Annotated in this window: 17 protein-coding genes; 9 read left to right on the top strand and 8 right to left on the bottom strand. The window is 34.9% G+C overall.

Annotated elements, in window-relative coordinates:
- Positions 1-214: 214 nt before the first annotated feature.
- The 7 genes from nuoE to AAHM86_RS00395 form a co-directional block, all read right to left on the bottom strand.
- Entirely contained in the window at positions 215-712 is a 498-nt protein-coding gene (gene nuoE / locus AAHM86_RS00425) for an NADH-quinone oxidoreductase subunit NuoE (protein WP_342267876.1), read from the bottom strand.
- The gene (nuoD, locus tag AAHM86_RS00420; RefSeq protein WP_341747507.1) at positions 709-1,884 is read right to left on the bottom strand and encodes an NADH dehydrogenase (quinone) subunit D; all 1,176 of its coding nucleotides are present in this window, start codon (positions 1,882-1,884) and stop codon (positions 709-711) included. The genes nuoE and nuoD overlap by 4 nt, the downstream gene beginning before the upstream one ends.
- A gap of 97 nt (positions 1,885-1,981) precedes the next feature.
- Positions 1,982-2,233, bottom strand: coding sequence for a DUF3035 domain-containing protein (locus AAHM86_RS00415; protein ID WP_341748480.1), 252 nt, complete (start codon positions 2,231-2,233; stop codon positions 1,982-1,984).
- A 143-nt stretch (positions 2,234-2,376) separates the two neighbouring features.
- Positions 2,377-2,967 carry a signal peptidase II gene (gene lspA / locus AAHM86_RS00410; RefSeq protein WP_342260460.1) on the bottom strand — a complete coding sequence of 197 codons (591 nt, stop codon included), beginning with the start codon at positions 2,965-2,967 and terminating at the stop codon, positions 2,377-2,379.
- A 431-nt stretch (positions 2,968-3,398) separates the two neighbouring features.
- Positions 3,399-3,830: a HEPN domain-containing protein gene (locus tag AAHM86_RS00405; RefSeq protein WP_342267875.1), complete on the bottom strand. Its 432-nt coding sequence runs from the start codon at positions 3,828-3,830 to the stop codon at positions 3,399-3,401.
- The gene (locus AAHM86_RS00400; RefSeq protein ID WP_342267874.1) at positions 3,805-4,149 is read right to left on the bottom strand and encodes a nucleotidyltransferase domain-containing protein; all 345 of its coding nucleotides are present in this window, start codon (positions 4,147-4,149) and stop codon (positions 3,805-3,807) included. The genes AAHM86_RS00405 and AAHM86_RS00400 overlap by 26 nt, the downstream gene beginning before the upstream one ends.
- A 209-nt stretch (positions 4,150-4,358) precedes the next feature.
- Entirely contained in the window at positions 4,359-6,752 is a 2,394-nt protein-coding gene (locus tag AAHM86_RS00395; RefSeq protein ID WP_342267873.1) for a WH2 domain-containing protein, read from the bottom strand.
- A gap of 277 nt (positions 6,753-7,029) precedes the next feature.
- Between AAHM86_RS00395 and AAHM86_RS00390 the strand changes: the two genes are divergently transcribed.
- The 6 genes from AAHM86_RS00390 (at position 7,030) to AAHM86_RS00365 (ending at position 11,470) form a co-directional block, all read left to right on the top strand.
- The gene (locus AAHM86_RS00390; protein ID WP_342267872.1) at positions 7,030-7,644 is read left to right on the top strand and encodes a 50S ribosomal protein L25/general stress protein Ctc; all 615 of its coding nucleotides are present in this window, start codon (positions 7,030-7,032) and stop codon (positions 7,642-7,644) included.
- Between the two features lie 333 nt (positions 7,645-7,977).
- Positions 7,978-8,559: an aminoacyl-tRNA hydrolase gene (gene pth / locus AAHM86_RS00385; protein WP_342267871.1), complete on the top strand. Its 582-nt coding sequence runs from the start codon at positions 7,978-7,980 to the stop codon at positions 8,557-8,559.
- A gap of 2 nt (positions 8,560-8,561) precedes the next feature.
- A complete protein-coding gene (locus tag AAHM86_RS00380; protein WP_342267870.1) occupies positions 8,562-8,987 on the top strand; it encodes a GNAT family N-acetyltransferase in 426 nt (141 codons plus the stop codon).
- Positions 8,984-10,081: a redox-regulated ATPase YchF gene (gene ychF, locus AAHM86_RS00375; RefSeq protein ID WP_342267869.1), complete on the top strand. Its 1,098-nt coding sequence runs from the start codon at positions 8,984-8,986 to the stop codon at positions 10,079-10,081. The genes AAHM86_RS00380 and ychF overlap by 4 nt, the downstream gene beginning before the upstream one ends.
- Positions 10,082-10,090: 9 nt before the next feature.
- Positions 10,091-10,759 carry a glutathione S-transferase family protein gene (locus AAHM86_RS00370; RefSeq protein WP_342267868.1) on the top strand — a complete coding sequence of 223 codons (669 nt, stop codon included), beginning with the start codon at positions 10,091-10,093 and terminating at the stop codon, positions 10,757-10,759.
- A gap of 66 nt (positions 10,760-10,825) precedes the next feature.
- On the top strand, positions 10,826-11,470 hold the full coding sequence (locus AAHM86_RS00365) for a hypothetical protein (RefSeq protein WP_342267867.1): 645 nt from the start codon (positions 10,826-10,828) through the stop codon (positions 11,468-11,470).
- Between the two features lie 221 nt (positions 11,471-11,691).
- Here AAHM86_RS00365 and AAHM86_RS00360 read toward each other — a convergent pair whose 3' ends face one another.
- Entirely contained in the window at positions 11,692-12,522 is an 831-nt protein-coding gene (locus AAHM86_RS00360) for a uracil-DNA glycosylase family protein (RefSeq protein ID WP_342267866.1), read from the bottom strand.
- A gap of 30 nt (positions 12,523-12,552) precedes the next feature.
- Between AAHM86_RS00360 and AAHM86_RS00355 the strand changes: the two genes are divergently transcribed.
- The 3 genes from AAHM86_RS00355 to AAHM86_RS00345 are packed head-to-tail and all read left to right on the top strand — an operon-like array spanning position 12,553 to position 14,859.
- The gene (locus AAHM86_RS00355) at positions 12,553-13,491 is read left to right on the top strand and encodes an RluA family pseudouridine synthase (RefSeq protein WP_342267865.1); all 939 of its coding nucleotides are present in this window, start codon (positions 12,553-12,555) and stop codon (positions 13,489-13,491) included.
- On the top strand, positions 13,488-14,348 hold the full coding sequence (gene prmC, locus AAHM86_RS00350; RefSeq protein WP_342267864.1) for a peptide chain release factor N(5)-glutamine methyltransferase: 861 nt from the start codon (positions 13,488-13,490) through the stop codon (positions 14,346-14,348). Before AAHM86_RS00355 ends, prmC begins: the two co-directional genes overlap by 4 nt.
- A 49-nt stretch (positions 14,349-14,397) precedes the next feature.
- Positions 14,398-14,859: a DNA polymerase III subunit chi gene (locus tag AAHM86_RS00345; protein ID WP_342267863.1), complete on the top strand. Its 462-nt coding sequence runs from the start codon at positions 14,398-14,400 to the stop codon at positions 14,857-14,859.
- The last annotated feature ends 13 nt before the right edge of the window (positions 14,860-14,872 follow it).

Below are 14,872 nucleotides of genomic sequence, written 5' to 3'. Positions count from 1 at the left end.
TGGTGAGCATGCTAGGTATACATATAGTACATGAGCATGCGAATCCATGATATTTTCAAATCCAATTCTTCAAATCATCAATATCTACAACACTAGATATCTTTGGCAAACTTGCTTATGCTGAGGAATTTAAAGAAGCCACGGAATCTTGACCCACAGCGTACTCAAATGTATGTGAGGAGCAGAGGTAGCACGAATAAATTACCAGCAGAAGTCAGGTGAGGTTATCAATTAAATCAGCCATTTTTTTTTCATCTAAGTCCTCAAAGAAATCATCATTAATTTGTACAACTGGTGCATTGACACAAGCTCCCAAACATTCAACTTCTATAAGGCTAAATTTTTTATCACTTGTTAGTTCACCAAAGTTAATACCAAGTTTTTTTTTACAAATAGTTACAATTTTATCGCTACCCCTTAGCCAACAAGGAGTAGTCCCACAAATTTGTATATGATATCGTCCTACTGGCTTTAGATTAAACATGGTATAAAATGTTGCAACTTCATATGCTCGGATGAAAGGTAAATTTAGAAAATTTGCTACATACTCTATGCAGCCTCTTGGTAACCAACCATTCATTTGGCGTTGTGCAAGGTCAAGTAATGGCAGAATAGCACTCTTTTGTTTGTTTTCAGGATATTTCTTAATGATATTTTGAGCTTTTTTTAAGTTCTCATTATTAAAACTGAAATTTAGTGGTTCATCATTCATCGATCAATTTCTCCAAAAACAATATCAAGACTGGCAATAATAGTTACCACATCTGCCATCAAATGTCCTTTTGACATGAAATCTAGACCTTGGAGATGGGCAAACCCAGGGGCTTTAATCCGGCATCTATAAGGCCTGTTTGTTCCATCAGAGTATAAATACACACCAAACTCACCTTTTGGTGCTTCAACAAATTTATATATTTCGCCTTTTGGCACATCATATCCTTCAGTGTAAAGTTTAAAATGATTAATCATGGCTTCCATTGATTCTTTCATTTTTTCTCTTGAGGGTGGTGCAATTCTAGGATCATCGGTTTTAATAGCACCCTTTGGCATTTTTTCAAGACATTGCTGTATAATTTTAAGCGATTGGTACATTTCTTCAATACGAACCAAATACCTATCATAACAATCACCAGATTTGCCAATTGGTATATCAAAATCTAGCTCATCATATACATCATACGGAGTAGCCTTTCTAAGATCCCATGCGATGCCTGAGCCTCTAAGCATTGGGCCAGAAAACCCCCAATCCATAGCTTCTTTTTGACTTACTACTCCGATATCTACTAAGCGTTGTTTCCAAATTCTATTGTCATTTAACAGAGTCTCGACGTCTTCTAGTTTTTTTGAGAATTGCTGAACAAAAATATTTATATCTTCTAGTATACCATTTGGTAAGTCCTGTGCAACCCCACCAGGTCTAAAATAATTTGCATGCATTCTAGAGCCGGAGACACGCTCATAAAATTCCATAATTTTTTCGCGTTCCTCAAATAACCATAATAGGGGGGTAGTAGCACCAACATCTAGGGCTTGTGTTGTTATATTCAGTATGTGGTTAAGGATACGAGTAAGCTCAGAAAACATCACTCGAATAAACCCTGCTCGTCTTGGCACGTTGCAGCCAAGCAATCCTTCAACTGCTAAGGCAAAAGCATGTTCTTGGCACATTGGCGATACGTAATCTAACCGATCAAAATATGGTATAGCTTGTAGGTATGTTTTATGCTCAATTAATTTTTCAGTACCACGATGCAGCAGTCCAATATGCGGGTCTGCTTTATTGATAACCTCACCATCCATTTCTAAAATTAATCTTAATACCCCATGGGTAGCTGGATGTTGTGGACCAAAATTTAACACAACACTTTTATTATTATCACCCACCTTGTTTTAGACCCCGGCAATTGTTAATTTTAATCGAGTATATACCAAAATTTTTGTCCACTAAGTAAAAAAATTATATAATATTAAAATAATAGCATTAATTTTCCATGTCCTCTATTAAAGCTTGCTCTCCATCATTGAGATTTTTTGGAGAATGAATTTTGTGGCTCTTTGTATCTTTTTTTTCGATAGAAGGCAATTCATAGTGAGGGGGAACTTCTAAGGTTTTATTGCGTTGTACCCTATACTCATCAGGGCCAGGTGTCACTATACCTATTGTTTCTTTTACTTTTTTATTGCAGGCAGACAGTGTTACTAAGGTAGTAAATAACAAAAAAATTATACGCATACTCTTTTGCTTTAAATAATTGGTTTCTGCAAATATTATCGGGGAATTCGTGTAATGACATACCTTATTGTACTGCTTGTGCTTGCTCCCCACTTGTTTGTTTCCCCCATGCTTCAAATCATTTGAGTACATATCAATCCTCTTTATAAATTTATATTTTTCTTAGAATCAAGCTCACGAATCCTATCCGCTTCAGTTTGCAATCGAGCGTGATTATATTCAACATCTTGTTGTTGTTCAACAATTTTCTTGGTCTTATAATAATCATGTAATAAGAATATTGCACCTAATGAAATGAAACTATCTGCTAGATTAAATACCGGAAAACCAAAATCTTTATAGTGAAAATAAATAAAATCAAATACTGCCCCATGAACAAAACGGTCGATCAAATTACCAATAGCACCACCAATGAAAAAACTACAACCAACAAAGCTTGGCATTGTCTTACATTTTAATAAGATATACCACAAATATGCTATAAGGGCAGAGTTAACAACTATAAAAAGTATATTACTATACTGATAATAATTTCGAAGTATCCCAAAACTAATTCCATAATTCCAAATATAAACCATATCTAAAAAGCTGGTTACTTCTAGTGTTAGACCAACTTTACCTCTTAGATAATTTATAAAATACCATTTTACTAGTTGATCTATAATTACTAATTTAACAATTATACGACTACTTTGGCGAATAATTAGTAATATTTTCTTAAATATTGATGGTATACGCATATTAGAATTTAATTTTTGATTATATACTCGGTGAACTTCAAGAATTGGCGTCGTCATGTCTAAAGATCGAAGCTGCTCACGTACTAATGTACGCCTAGCAGCTCGACTTTGCTACTGCCTAGCTCTTCTTAAAGTTATACTATTGTCTACCCAACTCTTCATTTACGAGCAGTATACTCTTCTGCTCCTACGAATTGTTTTTTGAAAATATCATGGATTCACATGCTCACCATTCATTTTCAAATCCAATTCTTCAAATCATTTGAGTATACTTCTATTTTATTAATCCTTTCTAGACAGATCTTTTCAGTCACTATCTTTAATTCCTCTACGCGGTTAATAAGGTAAAGTAATTGTTCTTTACTAATTGTATAATCTTGATCATACCTTGCGTCAACATAAGCATTTCGTAGTAACGTAAAGCACTATTTTTGCTCAGGAGTCTCATGTGGAAATATCTTATAGAGATCGTAATGATGACTTCTAGCCCTATCGCCAAGTCCTAGTATATCATGTGACTTAGCCTTGTAACCAGTAAAAACTAACAGGATAGCATTATAAAAGCTCTCGGTAGCTTGGTGAAGCATAAAGGCTGCATTATTCAATTGTTCTATATCCAAACACAAATGAGCAAGCAATAGAAAGTCTTTAGCTTTTTTAAACCAATATTTGTAATCTTTCTCAGCTATTGGTCTACGTTCCTGCCATGATAGTTCCTTAGCTTCAGATAGTATAAATTCACCACTATCATATAAAAGAATTCCCTCTTTCTTGATATCACTAAAGAAATACTGACCTTTTTCCAGTTGCCTATTTACCAGTTTAATAGCTTCAAGTATCAGATTTAATAGGTTCAAGTATCAGAGTAATTAGTGGTTTTTCATCTAATGAGAATTTTTTACCTAGCCTGTTCTCTATCTTATGTTGTAGGTTTATAGCTGGATAGCCGGCATATTCTCCGTTCTTTAAAATCAACAAAAGATCAAAATCACTTTGATACTTATAATAACTAATATCCCCTACCTTCTCTATATCCTCTACCCAATCTCCTCTAGCATAAGAGCCAAATAAGATAATCATTGCTATTTTTGATTTGCCTACATATAGGATTTCTTTAACAATATTATCTAGCTTTTCTTTAATCACTAGTGAACGACTAGGTAAGGTAGTTTTCATAAAGCTATTTTTTTTATCCTAGATCAACTAATATACCAAATATTTAAATAATCAACAACAATTTAATCATAAATTATAATCAATAGTTGTTATATGTGTCATAATCAGTAACAATAACATAAGAATTAACTAATTCTTATCCCGAATTCGCGGGAGTAGTATACAAGACATGAGGTAGCCTAGATGTTATCCCAAATTCGCATAAATTACTATACTTCCCTAGAACTAGGCTCTTTTTTGATACCAACTAGTTTGGGGGATGGAGTAGGAGGAAGGGTTTTGTATCCATCTTTTGGAGTCATGGGGAGATTTTCTCCAATAGCTTTTGCTGCTGACTGTAACTTTGGTGGGAATTGTCCTTTTGTCGTATCAACGTTAGCAACAGGGTTAGACGGTAACTCAGCCAATTCTCCTCTATCAAGATTTTCCTTAATCTTCTCTAGCTGCTGGATGACGTTTTTTTGTATTTTTTCTTTCTTCTCATCATAATAATCATCAAACTCATCAAACTCCTCCTGAATAAGTTTAACTAACCCATCAACATTTTTAACACCAGCCTCTTTCTCAAGCTTCTTAAGAGTAGTTGCATCGATCTTATTCTCTGTAATAAGTTTCACAAGATCAGCATGTTCAGGTTCATCATCTTCATCACCATGAAATGCCTGATATCTCCCTGCCAAAGCTTCCTTAAAGAGATTTTCCACTGGGCTAGAAGATCGAGTAGCTGGTATTTTTTGTTTTTTCTCTAGTTCTTCTAGTGCTTTATTTCCCCCTAATTCAGATAGTTTTTTTTCTTCTCTAAGCTTTCCAATTTGCCTAATTTCAGCAAATAAGTCTCCCCTTTCCCCTTGTCCTTTTGGTGTTGCTACTGTTGCTTTGTCATGATCAGAACCTGATGGCGAAGACGGTGGAGGTACTGGATAGGTTGTTGTGGGTGCTACCTTTTTAAGTTGTATCCCCGTCCTAATTTCATCCAATAATGCTCCCCTATCTTCTCCTTGTCCTTTCGGTGTTACTACTGCTGCTGCCTTCTGAGCTTGACCTGCCGTAGGTTCTACAGGCGGTGGCGGAGGAGCTGGTGGAGGAGGCGGAGGAGGTGCTGGTGGAGGAGGCGGAGGAGGTGCTGCCATAGCATTTCCTGCTGCTTGCTGAGTGGCACGTAAACCTTCTATCGGAGGAGGTGGAGGTATATTAGCTGTAGGTGGCAACGGTGGTGGTACTGGTATATCTCTTCCCACTGCTTGTTGAACATCTTGGTTCTGCAACGGCACAGAATGTGTAGGAGGCGGTGGTGCTGGACGCAGTAGTGTATTTTGGCCCGGTAACGGAGGAGCTGGAGGTATAGCAGCTCCTGCTACTTGCTGCCCCTCTTGGTTCTGCAACGATGGAGGAGATGGTGCTTTAGCTTTACCAGGTACGTATGCTTCCCGTTTAGTTTCTTCTCTATGCTGAATATTTTGTGAATCCTGTAATGATGTATGGATAGGGGATGAAAGATATCTTGTTATAGTGTTTTCCGCTGCTTGATGAATAGTTGGGTTCGGCATCGACGTAGTACGCATAAGTGGGGGAGGTGGTGCTGGGCGTCTAGGTATTATCCGTTCAGGTATTGATGATGACATGGTTTGAGATTGAGCCAAATCTTGGCTTATAGACAATGGCTGTGAAGCAGTAACTGCAGATATAAAAGTGGTTTCAAGCTCATTTCTTAAAGCTTCTACTTTGTCTGACCTGAGTTTTAGTATATCTCTACCTTCAAGTTCTTTTAGTTTTTCCAGTAACTTATTTGTTCTAGCTACTGTTGAATCTTTTATGTTTTTACCAGTGATCTCTAATCCCTCATCAACCCTTTTTAATATTTCATTATTGTGGGTTATGTTGTCTTTTAAAATTTGTTCTGGAGTATTTACGAAAACATGCTTGATCTTTGCAGTAATTTTTTTAAGGCCGTCTAGCCATGTTGATGGTAATTCTTCCCGCAATTCTGCTAATTCTTTCTTTATTGAAAGAAGTTCTTTAATATTATCATTAGCCTTTACCAACTTAACTAGGTCTTGTTGTACGTGTAACAGTCTTATTCTTTCTTGGTGTAGTGCCTTTGCTTCATCAGCATTATAAACTTGTGGTACAATTTGGCTAAATTTTTCATGAGATATACCCAAATTTACTAAGGATTCTCTTAATCCTTTTACCCGTTCTAGTTGTTTCTTTGATAGTTCTTTGGTTAGGATCTTATCAAATCCTGCTTGTAACTCTGTATCTATAATTTTCTGTAAAGATAAGTTTTTTTTACCTACATCTCTTAATGTATTGTCAACATCTTTGAGTACATCTCTGTTGATTCTTCTCTTTTCTTCAGCAATTTCCTCATCATTTTTTATAAACAGATATTTTACTTGTGTAACAGTATGTACAAACCTTTTAAACCAAGGTAAAGAAGGGTATTCTTTCTTTAAATCTTTCACTTTCTGTTGTAGATGTCTACTATTTTCTAATTGTTCATTAGCCTTTAAAAGATTCCCTACAGAATTTATTGTATCCAGTAATTTACCTTTTTCCTGTGATAACACGCTTTCTATTTGTTGATCTTTATCTTTCGACATGTAAATACCTCCTTATTAACTCTACTAAAATGTAGGGTAAGCAAAAAAGATGTCATTCCCGCATAGCTAGCGAAATATACAAAATAGCCTGAAAGGCTATTAAATAATTATGGATTTCCGCTTACGCGGAAATGGCATCTTTTTAGCATTGATTACAACTTTGAAATTACCCTGTGGCATTATGTAAGCAGCTTTAAAGCTGCTTGTCAAATTAATACTTGAATTTTTTAGCATTTAGTACTATCATCTATGTTTTAAAAGCTCTTAGGAGAAAAAGATGAGTGAACTATTAGAACTTGCAGCAGAAATGCGGGAGAAATTTGGTACGGGAGTCGCAAGATATCTACGTAGGAAAGGTATGGTTCCAGCCATAGTTTATGGAGCAGGTAAAGAAGTATTAGCCGTTTCTATCGAGGAAAAAGAGATAACTAAGCATTATAGAAAACCCGGTTTTATCTCTACAGTTATTCAAATTAAAGTGGGTAGTAAAACGCATAAAGTGTTACCAAAGGCTGTAGAATTGCATCCTATCACTGACATAGTTAGGCATGTTGACTTTGTCCATTTAGAGGAAAAAACCCAAAGAATGGAAGTACCAGTAGTCTATGAGGGTAAAGAAAGAGCTTTGGGAGTTAAAAGAGGTGGATTCTTCAATATAATAAAAAGAACTATAACTCTTTTATGTGATGTCAATAATATACCTAAAAATATTAATATTGATGTTACCAACATGCATATCGGTCAGTCTTTAAAAGCAAAAAGCATTAAACTCCCTGAAGGAGTCCAGCTAGCTAGTAAAAATGATTTTATTATGGCTACTATAATTGGTCGTAAGGGTAGTAAGTTAGAAGATGAAGAAGCTGCAACTGAGGAAGTGAAGCCGGCAAAGTAGTTGTTTTTGAAGCTATAAGGGTACTATGTCTTGGATATCACCCACAACTGTTGAAAGTTAAAAATCGTCTATTAGCGAGGAGACCGTAGGTCGACGAAGCATCCATATGAACAAGTTTCATGGGATTGCCACGCTCACGTACGTTCGCTCGCTAATAGACGGTTTAAGCCTTACAACACTGCTTCGCTAATAGACGATTTTTTAACTTTCAACAGTTGTGGGTTGAGGTGCTAGGTGTACATAATAGTATGTGAACACCACAGATATTGATAATGACAACACAATTCTTGATTTTCATCGAGTATACAAATCGCTCTCTAATGATATTATAATATGCTTAAATCTGAAGACAAAGGATATATACTTGTTGTAGGTTTGGGCAATATAGGCAAAGGGTATCAAAATACTCGCCATAATGTTGGCTCCATAGCTATTGATTATTTATCAGAATATTATAAAATTTCTTGGAATACAAAATCCAAATTTCAGGCTGAACTGACTCAAGGGGTAATAGACGGACATAAGTTACTATTAGCAAAGCCTCTGACTTACATGAATCTGTCCGGTAAAGCAGTACAAGCAATATGTTCTTACTATAATATCAAACCACCAAATATTTTCGTTTTACATGATGATATAGATTTAGAAACTGGTAGAATAAAATATAAATTGGCTGGTGGTAGTGGTGGACATAATGGTCTAAAATCATTGGATCAGTGTATAGGAAATGATTATCACCGTATCAGAATCGGGGTAGGAAGACCAGTAGCTAATGGTGATGTATCTGATTACGTCTTATCTGCTTTTTCTAAAGAAGAGTATAAAATTATTGTTAATTCCATTGAGGTAATAATTAATAATTTCCGTTTATTGCTTTCAGGTGAAATGGAAGAGTTTAAAAGGAGCATCGTTTAAATATGAAACAACAATTAACTTGTGTCTATGCAGATAACATGGATGCACAATATTCAAAGATAATGCAGGATGGGTTAGATGAACTTGCTAAAAACAAGAAGGGTCTTGATGCTGTCCAATCATTTTCCTTCTCGTGTTTTGATAATAATAAAAACTTTGTTGCTGGTGTAAAAGGTGTACTTATGTATGGTTGTTTATACGTTGGTACATTATGGGTTTCTGAAGATTTTCGAGGTCAGAATTACGGTACTTTACTAATGTCCAAGGCAGAAAATCTAGCACGAGAGCGTAATTGTAAATTTATGACTTTAAATATTACCGATTGGCAGGCCAGACCATTTTATGAAAAATTAGGTTTTAAATTAGAGTTTGTAAGAAGTGGCCATGATAAAGACTCGGAAGTATATTATTTAAGGAAAGATTTATGACACTAAGATGTGGTATTGTTGGTTTACCAAATGTAGGAAAATCAACTTTATTTAATGCTTTAACTTCTAGTATTGCAGCAGAAGCGGCTAATTATCCTTTCTGTACTATAGAGCCAAATTCTGCTATAGTATCAGTACCGGATGATAGGCTAAATGAGTTGGCAGCTATTGCTAATTCTACTAAAATTATTCCTACTTATATAGAAGTTGTCGATATTGCCGGTTTGGTAAAAGGTGCTAGTAAAGGGGAGGGGCTGGGTAATAAATTCTTATCTCACATACGAGAGGTTGATGCTATTTTGCACGTACTACGTTGTTTTGAAGATATAGATATTACTCATGTGCATAATAAGATCGATCCAATATATGATGCTGAGATAATAGAAACAGAATTAATTTTAGCAGATCTTGAATCGGTAGAAAAACGCTTAACAAATTCTGAGAAACGTTTGAAAACAGGCGATAAAGTTTTAAAAGAGCGAGTAGAATTATTAAAAGAGATTCAAGCAACTCTCGCAATAGGTAAACCAGTCCGTAGCATGCTCAAGACTTATAGTAAAGAGGCTTTGGATCAATTACAATTATTGACTTCTAAGCCGGTTTTATATGCTTGTAATGTTTTGGAAAATGATGCAATTACTGGCAATAAATTTACTGATCTTGTAGCAAAAAAAGCTGAAGAAGAAGGGGCAAAACATGTTCTCATCTCATCAAAAATTGAAGCAGATATTGCGGTTTTGGAAAGTAAAGAAGAAAAAATTGAGTTCTTAAATAGTATAGGGCTTGTGGAGACAGGTCTGAGCAAAATTATAAAAGAAATGTATAATTTATTAGATCTAAAAAGCTTTTTTACTGTAGGTCCAAAAGAAACACATGGTTGGACTTTTCGCAATGGTACGCTAGCTCCTCAAGCAGCCGGTATTATTCATACTGATTTTGAGAAAGGTTTTATCCGGGCTGAGGTTATTAGCTATCAGGATTATATAAAGTTTAATGGGGAAGTGAAAGCCAAAGAAATGGGTAAAATGCGTTTAGAGGGCAAGGAATATAAAATGCAGGATGGGGATGTGGTGCATTTTAGATTTAATGTTTAAATAAGGGATATGAGAAAATTATACCATTATCCTATTTGTCCATTGTCACGTCAGGTTCGGGTGTTATTAAAAGAGCTAGATGTTCAATTTACTATGGTTAAAGAGGATTACTGGCAGAGAAATCAGGAATTCTTGTCTTTAAATCCGGCGGGGACGATACCGGTCTTACAAGAGGCATCCAATTTAATTATAGCAGGAATCTATCCGATCACTGAGTATTTTCATGAAAAATATCCAAATTTTAATTTTATGGACGAAGAATTTGATATTAGATGCGAAATCCGTCGATTACTCAGTTGGTTTAATGAAAAATTTTACCGTGAAGTAACAAAAATTATTATCGATGAAAAAATAGTAAGGTCCTTCTGCCAATTAGCTGGTCCTAGAACCGATTTTCTTAGAGCAGCAAAGACTAATTTGTCACATCATTTAACCTATATGTCCAGTTTATTAGAGCTACGTAGCTTTATTGCCTCAAATTCTTTAAGTTGTGCAGATATAGCTGCTGCCTGTCATATATCAGTTCTAGATTATTTTGGCGAAATTAATTGGGACAAATGGCTGTCTATTCGTCATTGGTATGCAATCATAAAATCTAGACCTAGCTTCCGCTCCTTATTACATGACCAAATACCAGGTTTCACCCCACCACCTTGTTATGCTGATTTAGATTTTTAGTGGTTGCGGTGCAGTTACTTTTATGATAGCTTCTAGGTGAATAGTATAATTAAAATAGAGGATATTATGAGTAAAAGTGACTATAATAATCCAAAAGTGGATTCTCTACCGTCTTATAAGGAAGATGTAACTCAAAAACCAAAAGAAGCCCAAGAACGTTTGTCTGCAGAAGAGCTAAAGAGTCATACAGGAGAAATGCCTAACACTTTTCTAGCTTTGAAACAACTAGAGGATGTACAAAAGAATCTTGAACAAGCCCGTGGGCTTTTTGCTGGTACTACTAGTAAGGCTCTTTCTGGGGTAGAGAAATTAGAATTTGAAAAAGCTGGAGAGGCTTTTGAGAAATTTATGAGTTCATTTGAAAAACTGAGGACATTTGCTGATAGTGTAGATCATAAAAAACCCCTAGACAGCTTGAATAATTCATTAACTCTTACCGGTCGCTTAAAAGATTTCGCCAAAGATCAATTAATGAAAGTTGAAAAAATATTTGAAGGATCAGCTAATGCAGTTAAAAATAATCCAATTTTAAATGCAGTAGGGAATGTGATAAAATCTGCATGTCATGCGGGGGTTGGTACTATAGCTAAAGGTACTTTAAACAATGCGATAGCTACTGGAGAACTTGCCAAAAGTGTTGTTAATCTAGGTGTAGCAATAAAAAATAGCATTGTAGGAAAAGGAGTGAAACAAGCAACTAGGGGCGTTTAATTTGACATATTACCCTACATTTTTCTATAATCGTCATAGCAAGGCATCTTTAGATGCCGTGGCGATCCAGGTAAACAGCGAAGCTGTTTTTTTAGAGTAACGCTTCGCGTATCTTGGATTGCCGCGTCGCCGCTTTCAGCGGCTTCTCGCAATGACGCTCGGAAGACCCCTTAACAGTAGTGAAATAAAAATGTAGGGTACTATGGTAGTTTGACAACACCCTATATCCCACTTGTATTGATATATTCATGGATTTTTAGTAAATCATACCAAGTGGTTTTTTTCTGCATTGGTTGTCTAAGCAAATAGGCAGGATGGAAGATAGAAGTGGTTTGAATTGGCTTGGTAAGATACTGATTGGTATATAAATAATATTCTTGTCTAATTTTACTTATACCAGCATTTTTGCCAAGTAAGCTGGTTGCTGCAACGTTTCCCACTAAAACAATTAGTTTTGGGTTTATTAAAGCGATATGCTTCTCAACGAAAGGTCGGCAAATATCTATTTCTTCTTGCGTTGGTTGGCGGTTGGCTGGTGGCCGCCAAAATACAGTGTTAGTAATATAAGCGTTATGTTCTCTTGAAATATTGATAGAGGCTAATACATTATCAAGTAACTTACCACTTTCCCCGCAAAATGGTATCCCTTGTGCATCTTCGCTACTACCCGGTGCTTCCCCAATAAACATTATAGAACTTTGTGGATTGCCATCAGCAAATACGGTTTTATTAGCTAATTTCTTTAAACCACAACCATCAAAATCCATTAGTAGTTTTTTTAATTCTTCTAAATTGCGAGCTGAGTCAGCTAAAGTTCTAGACAACGAAATGATGTCATCCTGTTTTTGTACAAGCTCTGGCTTCTTACCTACGTGGGAATGACCAGGACTGTTGGAGCTAGGTAGAGCTGGTGGAATACTAATCGGCTTAGCTTTAATATTAGAATTAATCTGTATTTTTTGCTGATTAATAGTTGATTCTGAAAAATAATAATCTATACCAATTGTTTGCAACCATTTTAGTTGATTGATTTTTTTTGTTAAATGAGTCATTTTATTATTTTAAAAAATATTTCGTAGTAGATGGAAGAATATAACGTACCTAACAATCTAGATGGGTTTAGACTTGATAAGGCTTTGGTAAGCCTTATCAGTAAAACATCTAGAAGCCAAATTCAGAAGCTCATAAATGGCTTGCAAGTACAAGTTAATGGTTTGATTATTTCTGATTCCGATTTTAAGGTCAAGGAGAATGATCTTATTTCAGTAATTTTTAAAGATACTGAGCCTTTAACAATGCAGGAAGCTGATATTAAACTTGATATTTTCTATGAAGATGAAGATTTAATGGTTATCAATAAAGCAGCTGGTATGACAGTACATCCTGGTAGTGGAAACCATCATGATACTTTGGTAAATGCTTTGTTACACCATGCAAAATCTTTATCTAGCATAGGAGGGTTAGAAAGACCTGGTATAGTTCATCGTTTAGATAAAGATACATCAGGCTTGATGGTTGTTGCCAAAAATAATTTTGCCCATCAACATCTTGCCAGTCAGATAGAAAGCCGTAATCTTATACGCAAATATAAAGCATTAGTTTGGGGTATTATAAATCCACAACAAGGAATTATTAGAAATAATATCGGAAGAAGCCGTTTGACACGGCAAAAAATGACTGTTTTAAAATTTGGTGGCAAAGAGGCGGTTACTCATTATAAAACAGAGGAAATATTTTTTGATGGTATTATAAGTATGGTAGAATGTCGACTTACTACTGGGCGAACTCATCAAATCAGAGTGCAGTTGAGTCATTTAAAACATTCGGTAGTAGGGGATCAGACTTATGGCAAAAATAGCAGGAAAATTAGCTCTAATCTTAGCATAGTACCAAAAAAATTAATGGATTTCAAGAGGCAAGCATTACATTCTTGGTATATAAGTTTTTCCCACCCGGTAAGTGATAAATTATTAGAATTTGAATCACCCCTACCGCCGGATATTATGGAAATAATTGCATGAATATAAAAGAATCCTTAATTTATGCTACTAGCAAATTACAAACAGTAGGTATTAAATCAGCAAACCTAGAATCACGCATATTGATGCAGCATGTAACTGGTAAATCTATTGAATATTTATTAGCAAGGTCAGAAGAAGAATTGACGCAACAAGAGCAAATTATTTTTGAGGATTTGGTTAATAGGCGTATATTACTAGAGCCAATAGCCTATATTGTAGGATATAAAGAATTTTATAGTTACCAGTTTATTATAAATGATAAAGTACTTATTCCTCGGCAAGATACTGAGATTATTGTAGATGCAATTTTAAAAAATGTTAAATTAAAGGGTATTGAAACAAATGCCGAGCTAACAATATTGGAGCTTGGTACTGGTAGTGGCTGTATTGCTGTAAGCTTATTATTGGAAATGCTAAATGATAATATCAATGTAACTGCGACTGATATAAGTAACGAAGCTATTATTATTGCTCGTCAAAATGCCATAAAACATAAAGTTATTGATAGATTGAAAATAATTAATAGCAACTGGTTTGATAATCTAGAAAAGCAAAAATTTGATATTATCGTAAGTAATCCACCATATATTTCTTTTGATGATACTGTTTATATGTCTTCTGAGACCCTAAAATATGAACCCCACTTAGCATTATTTGCTGAAGATAATGGATTAGCTTCATATTACATAATCGCTAAAGAAGCCAAGGGATTTTTAAAACAAAATGGTAAATTATTCTTAGAGATTGGTTTTAATCAATTGGCAGCTGTTACAGAAATTTTTGTTAGTTATGGTTATACGGTTAAGCAAGTTTATAAGGATTTGGAAGGTAGAGATAGAGGGCTTCTAATAACCTGAATTTGATGTAACACTCGATAATCAAGTTTTAAATATTAAGAGAATTATCATGCAACAATTTAGTCTTTACCATACTGCTGAAGGATTACTATATAAGACAACCTGCCTTTTAGTAGAAAAATCTTATCATAGTAATTTAAGGATTGTAGTTTTAACTCCAGATATTGAAGTCCAAGAGTCACTGAATAAGATGATATGGACTTATTCTAGAAAACAGTTTATTCCGCATGGTAGTAAGCTTGATCCATTACCAGAAAAACAAGCAGTCTATATTACTCATCAGTTAGAGAATCCTAATCAAGCTAGCATTCTAATAATCATTGCCCCATTTGATATACAAGAAATTCTTAATAACAAACACTATGTTGCACATTTTCAAAGAATAATTATAATATACGATGGTTTGGATAATTTAAGTCTAATAGTTAAAGCAATAAATGAACTAACTATTGCAACACCGGTAATTGATTGTTATAAACAGGATTCAATGGGAACATGGAGTAAGATTTAACCATTTCTATCAA

The organism is Candidatus Tisiphia endosymbiont of Empis tessellata, from assembly GCF_964031035.1.
GTDB lineage: Bacteria > Pseudomonadota > Alphaproteobacteria > Rickettsiales > Rickettsiaceae > Tisiphia.
The sequence above is the reverse complement of the archived record's forward strand: the minus strand, read 5'-3'. Positions and strand labels throughout refer to the sequence as shown.

Excerpts from the sequence above, each read along its gene's own strand:
- pth (WP_342267871.1), top strand. The coding sequence starts at position 7,978 with ATGCTTAAATCTGAAGACAAAGGATATATACTTGTTGTAGGTTTGGGC.
- AAHM86_RS00380 (WP_342267870.1), top strand. The coding sequence starts at position 8,562 with ATGAAACAACAATTAACTTGTGTCTATGCAGATAACATGGATGCACAA.
- nuoE (WP_342267876.1), bottom strand. The coding sequence starts at position 712 with ATGAATGATGAACCACTAAATTTCAGTTTTAATAATGAGAACTTAAAA.
- AAHM86_RS00355 (WP_342267865.1), top strand. The coding sequence starts at position 12,553 with ATGGAAGAATATAACGTACCTAACAATCTAGATGGGTTTAGACTTGAT.
- AAHM86_RS00360 (WP_342267866.1), bottom strand. The coding sequence starts at position 12,522 with ATGACTCATTTAACAAAAAAAATCAATCAACTAAAATGGTTGCAAACA.
- AAHM86_RS00415 (WP_341748480.1), bottom strand. The coding sequence starts at position 2,233 with ATGCGTATAATTTTTTTGTTATTTACTACCTTAGTAACACTGTCTGCC.
- AAHM86_RS00400 (WP_342267874.1), bottom strand. The coding sequence starts at position 4,149 with ATGAAAACTACCTTACCTAGTCGTTCACTAGTGATTAAAGAAAAGCTA.
- AAHM86_RS00370 (WP_342267868.1), top strand. The coding sequence starts at position 10,091 with ATGAGAAAATTATACCATTATCCTATTTGTCCATTGTCACGTCAGGTT.
- prmC (WP_342267864.1), top strand. The coding sequence starts at position 13,488 with ATGAATATAAAAGAATCCTTAATTTATGCTACTAGCAAATTACAAACA.
- AAHM86_RS00395 (WP_342267873.1), bottom strand. The coding sequence starts at position 6,752 with ATGTCGAAAGATAAAGATCAACAAATAGAAAGCGTGTTATCACAGGAA.
- AAHM86_RS00390 (WP_342267872.1), top strand. The coding sequence starts at position 7,030 with ATGAGTGAACTATTAGAACTTGCAGCAGAAATGCGGGAGAAATTTGGT.
- ychF (WP_342267869.1), top strand. The coding sequence starts at position 8,984 with ATGACACTAAGATGTGGTATTGTTGGTTTACCAAATGTAGGAAAATCA.
- AAHM86_RS00345 (WP_342267863.1), top strand. The coding sequence starts at position 14,398 with ATGCAACAATTTAGTCTTTACCATACTGCTGAAGGATTACTATATAAG.
- AAHM86_RS00365 (WP_342267867.1), top strand. The coding sequence starts at position 10,826 with ATGAGTAAAAGTGACTATAATAATCCAAAAGTGGATTCTCTACCGTCT.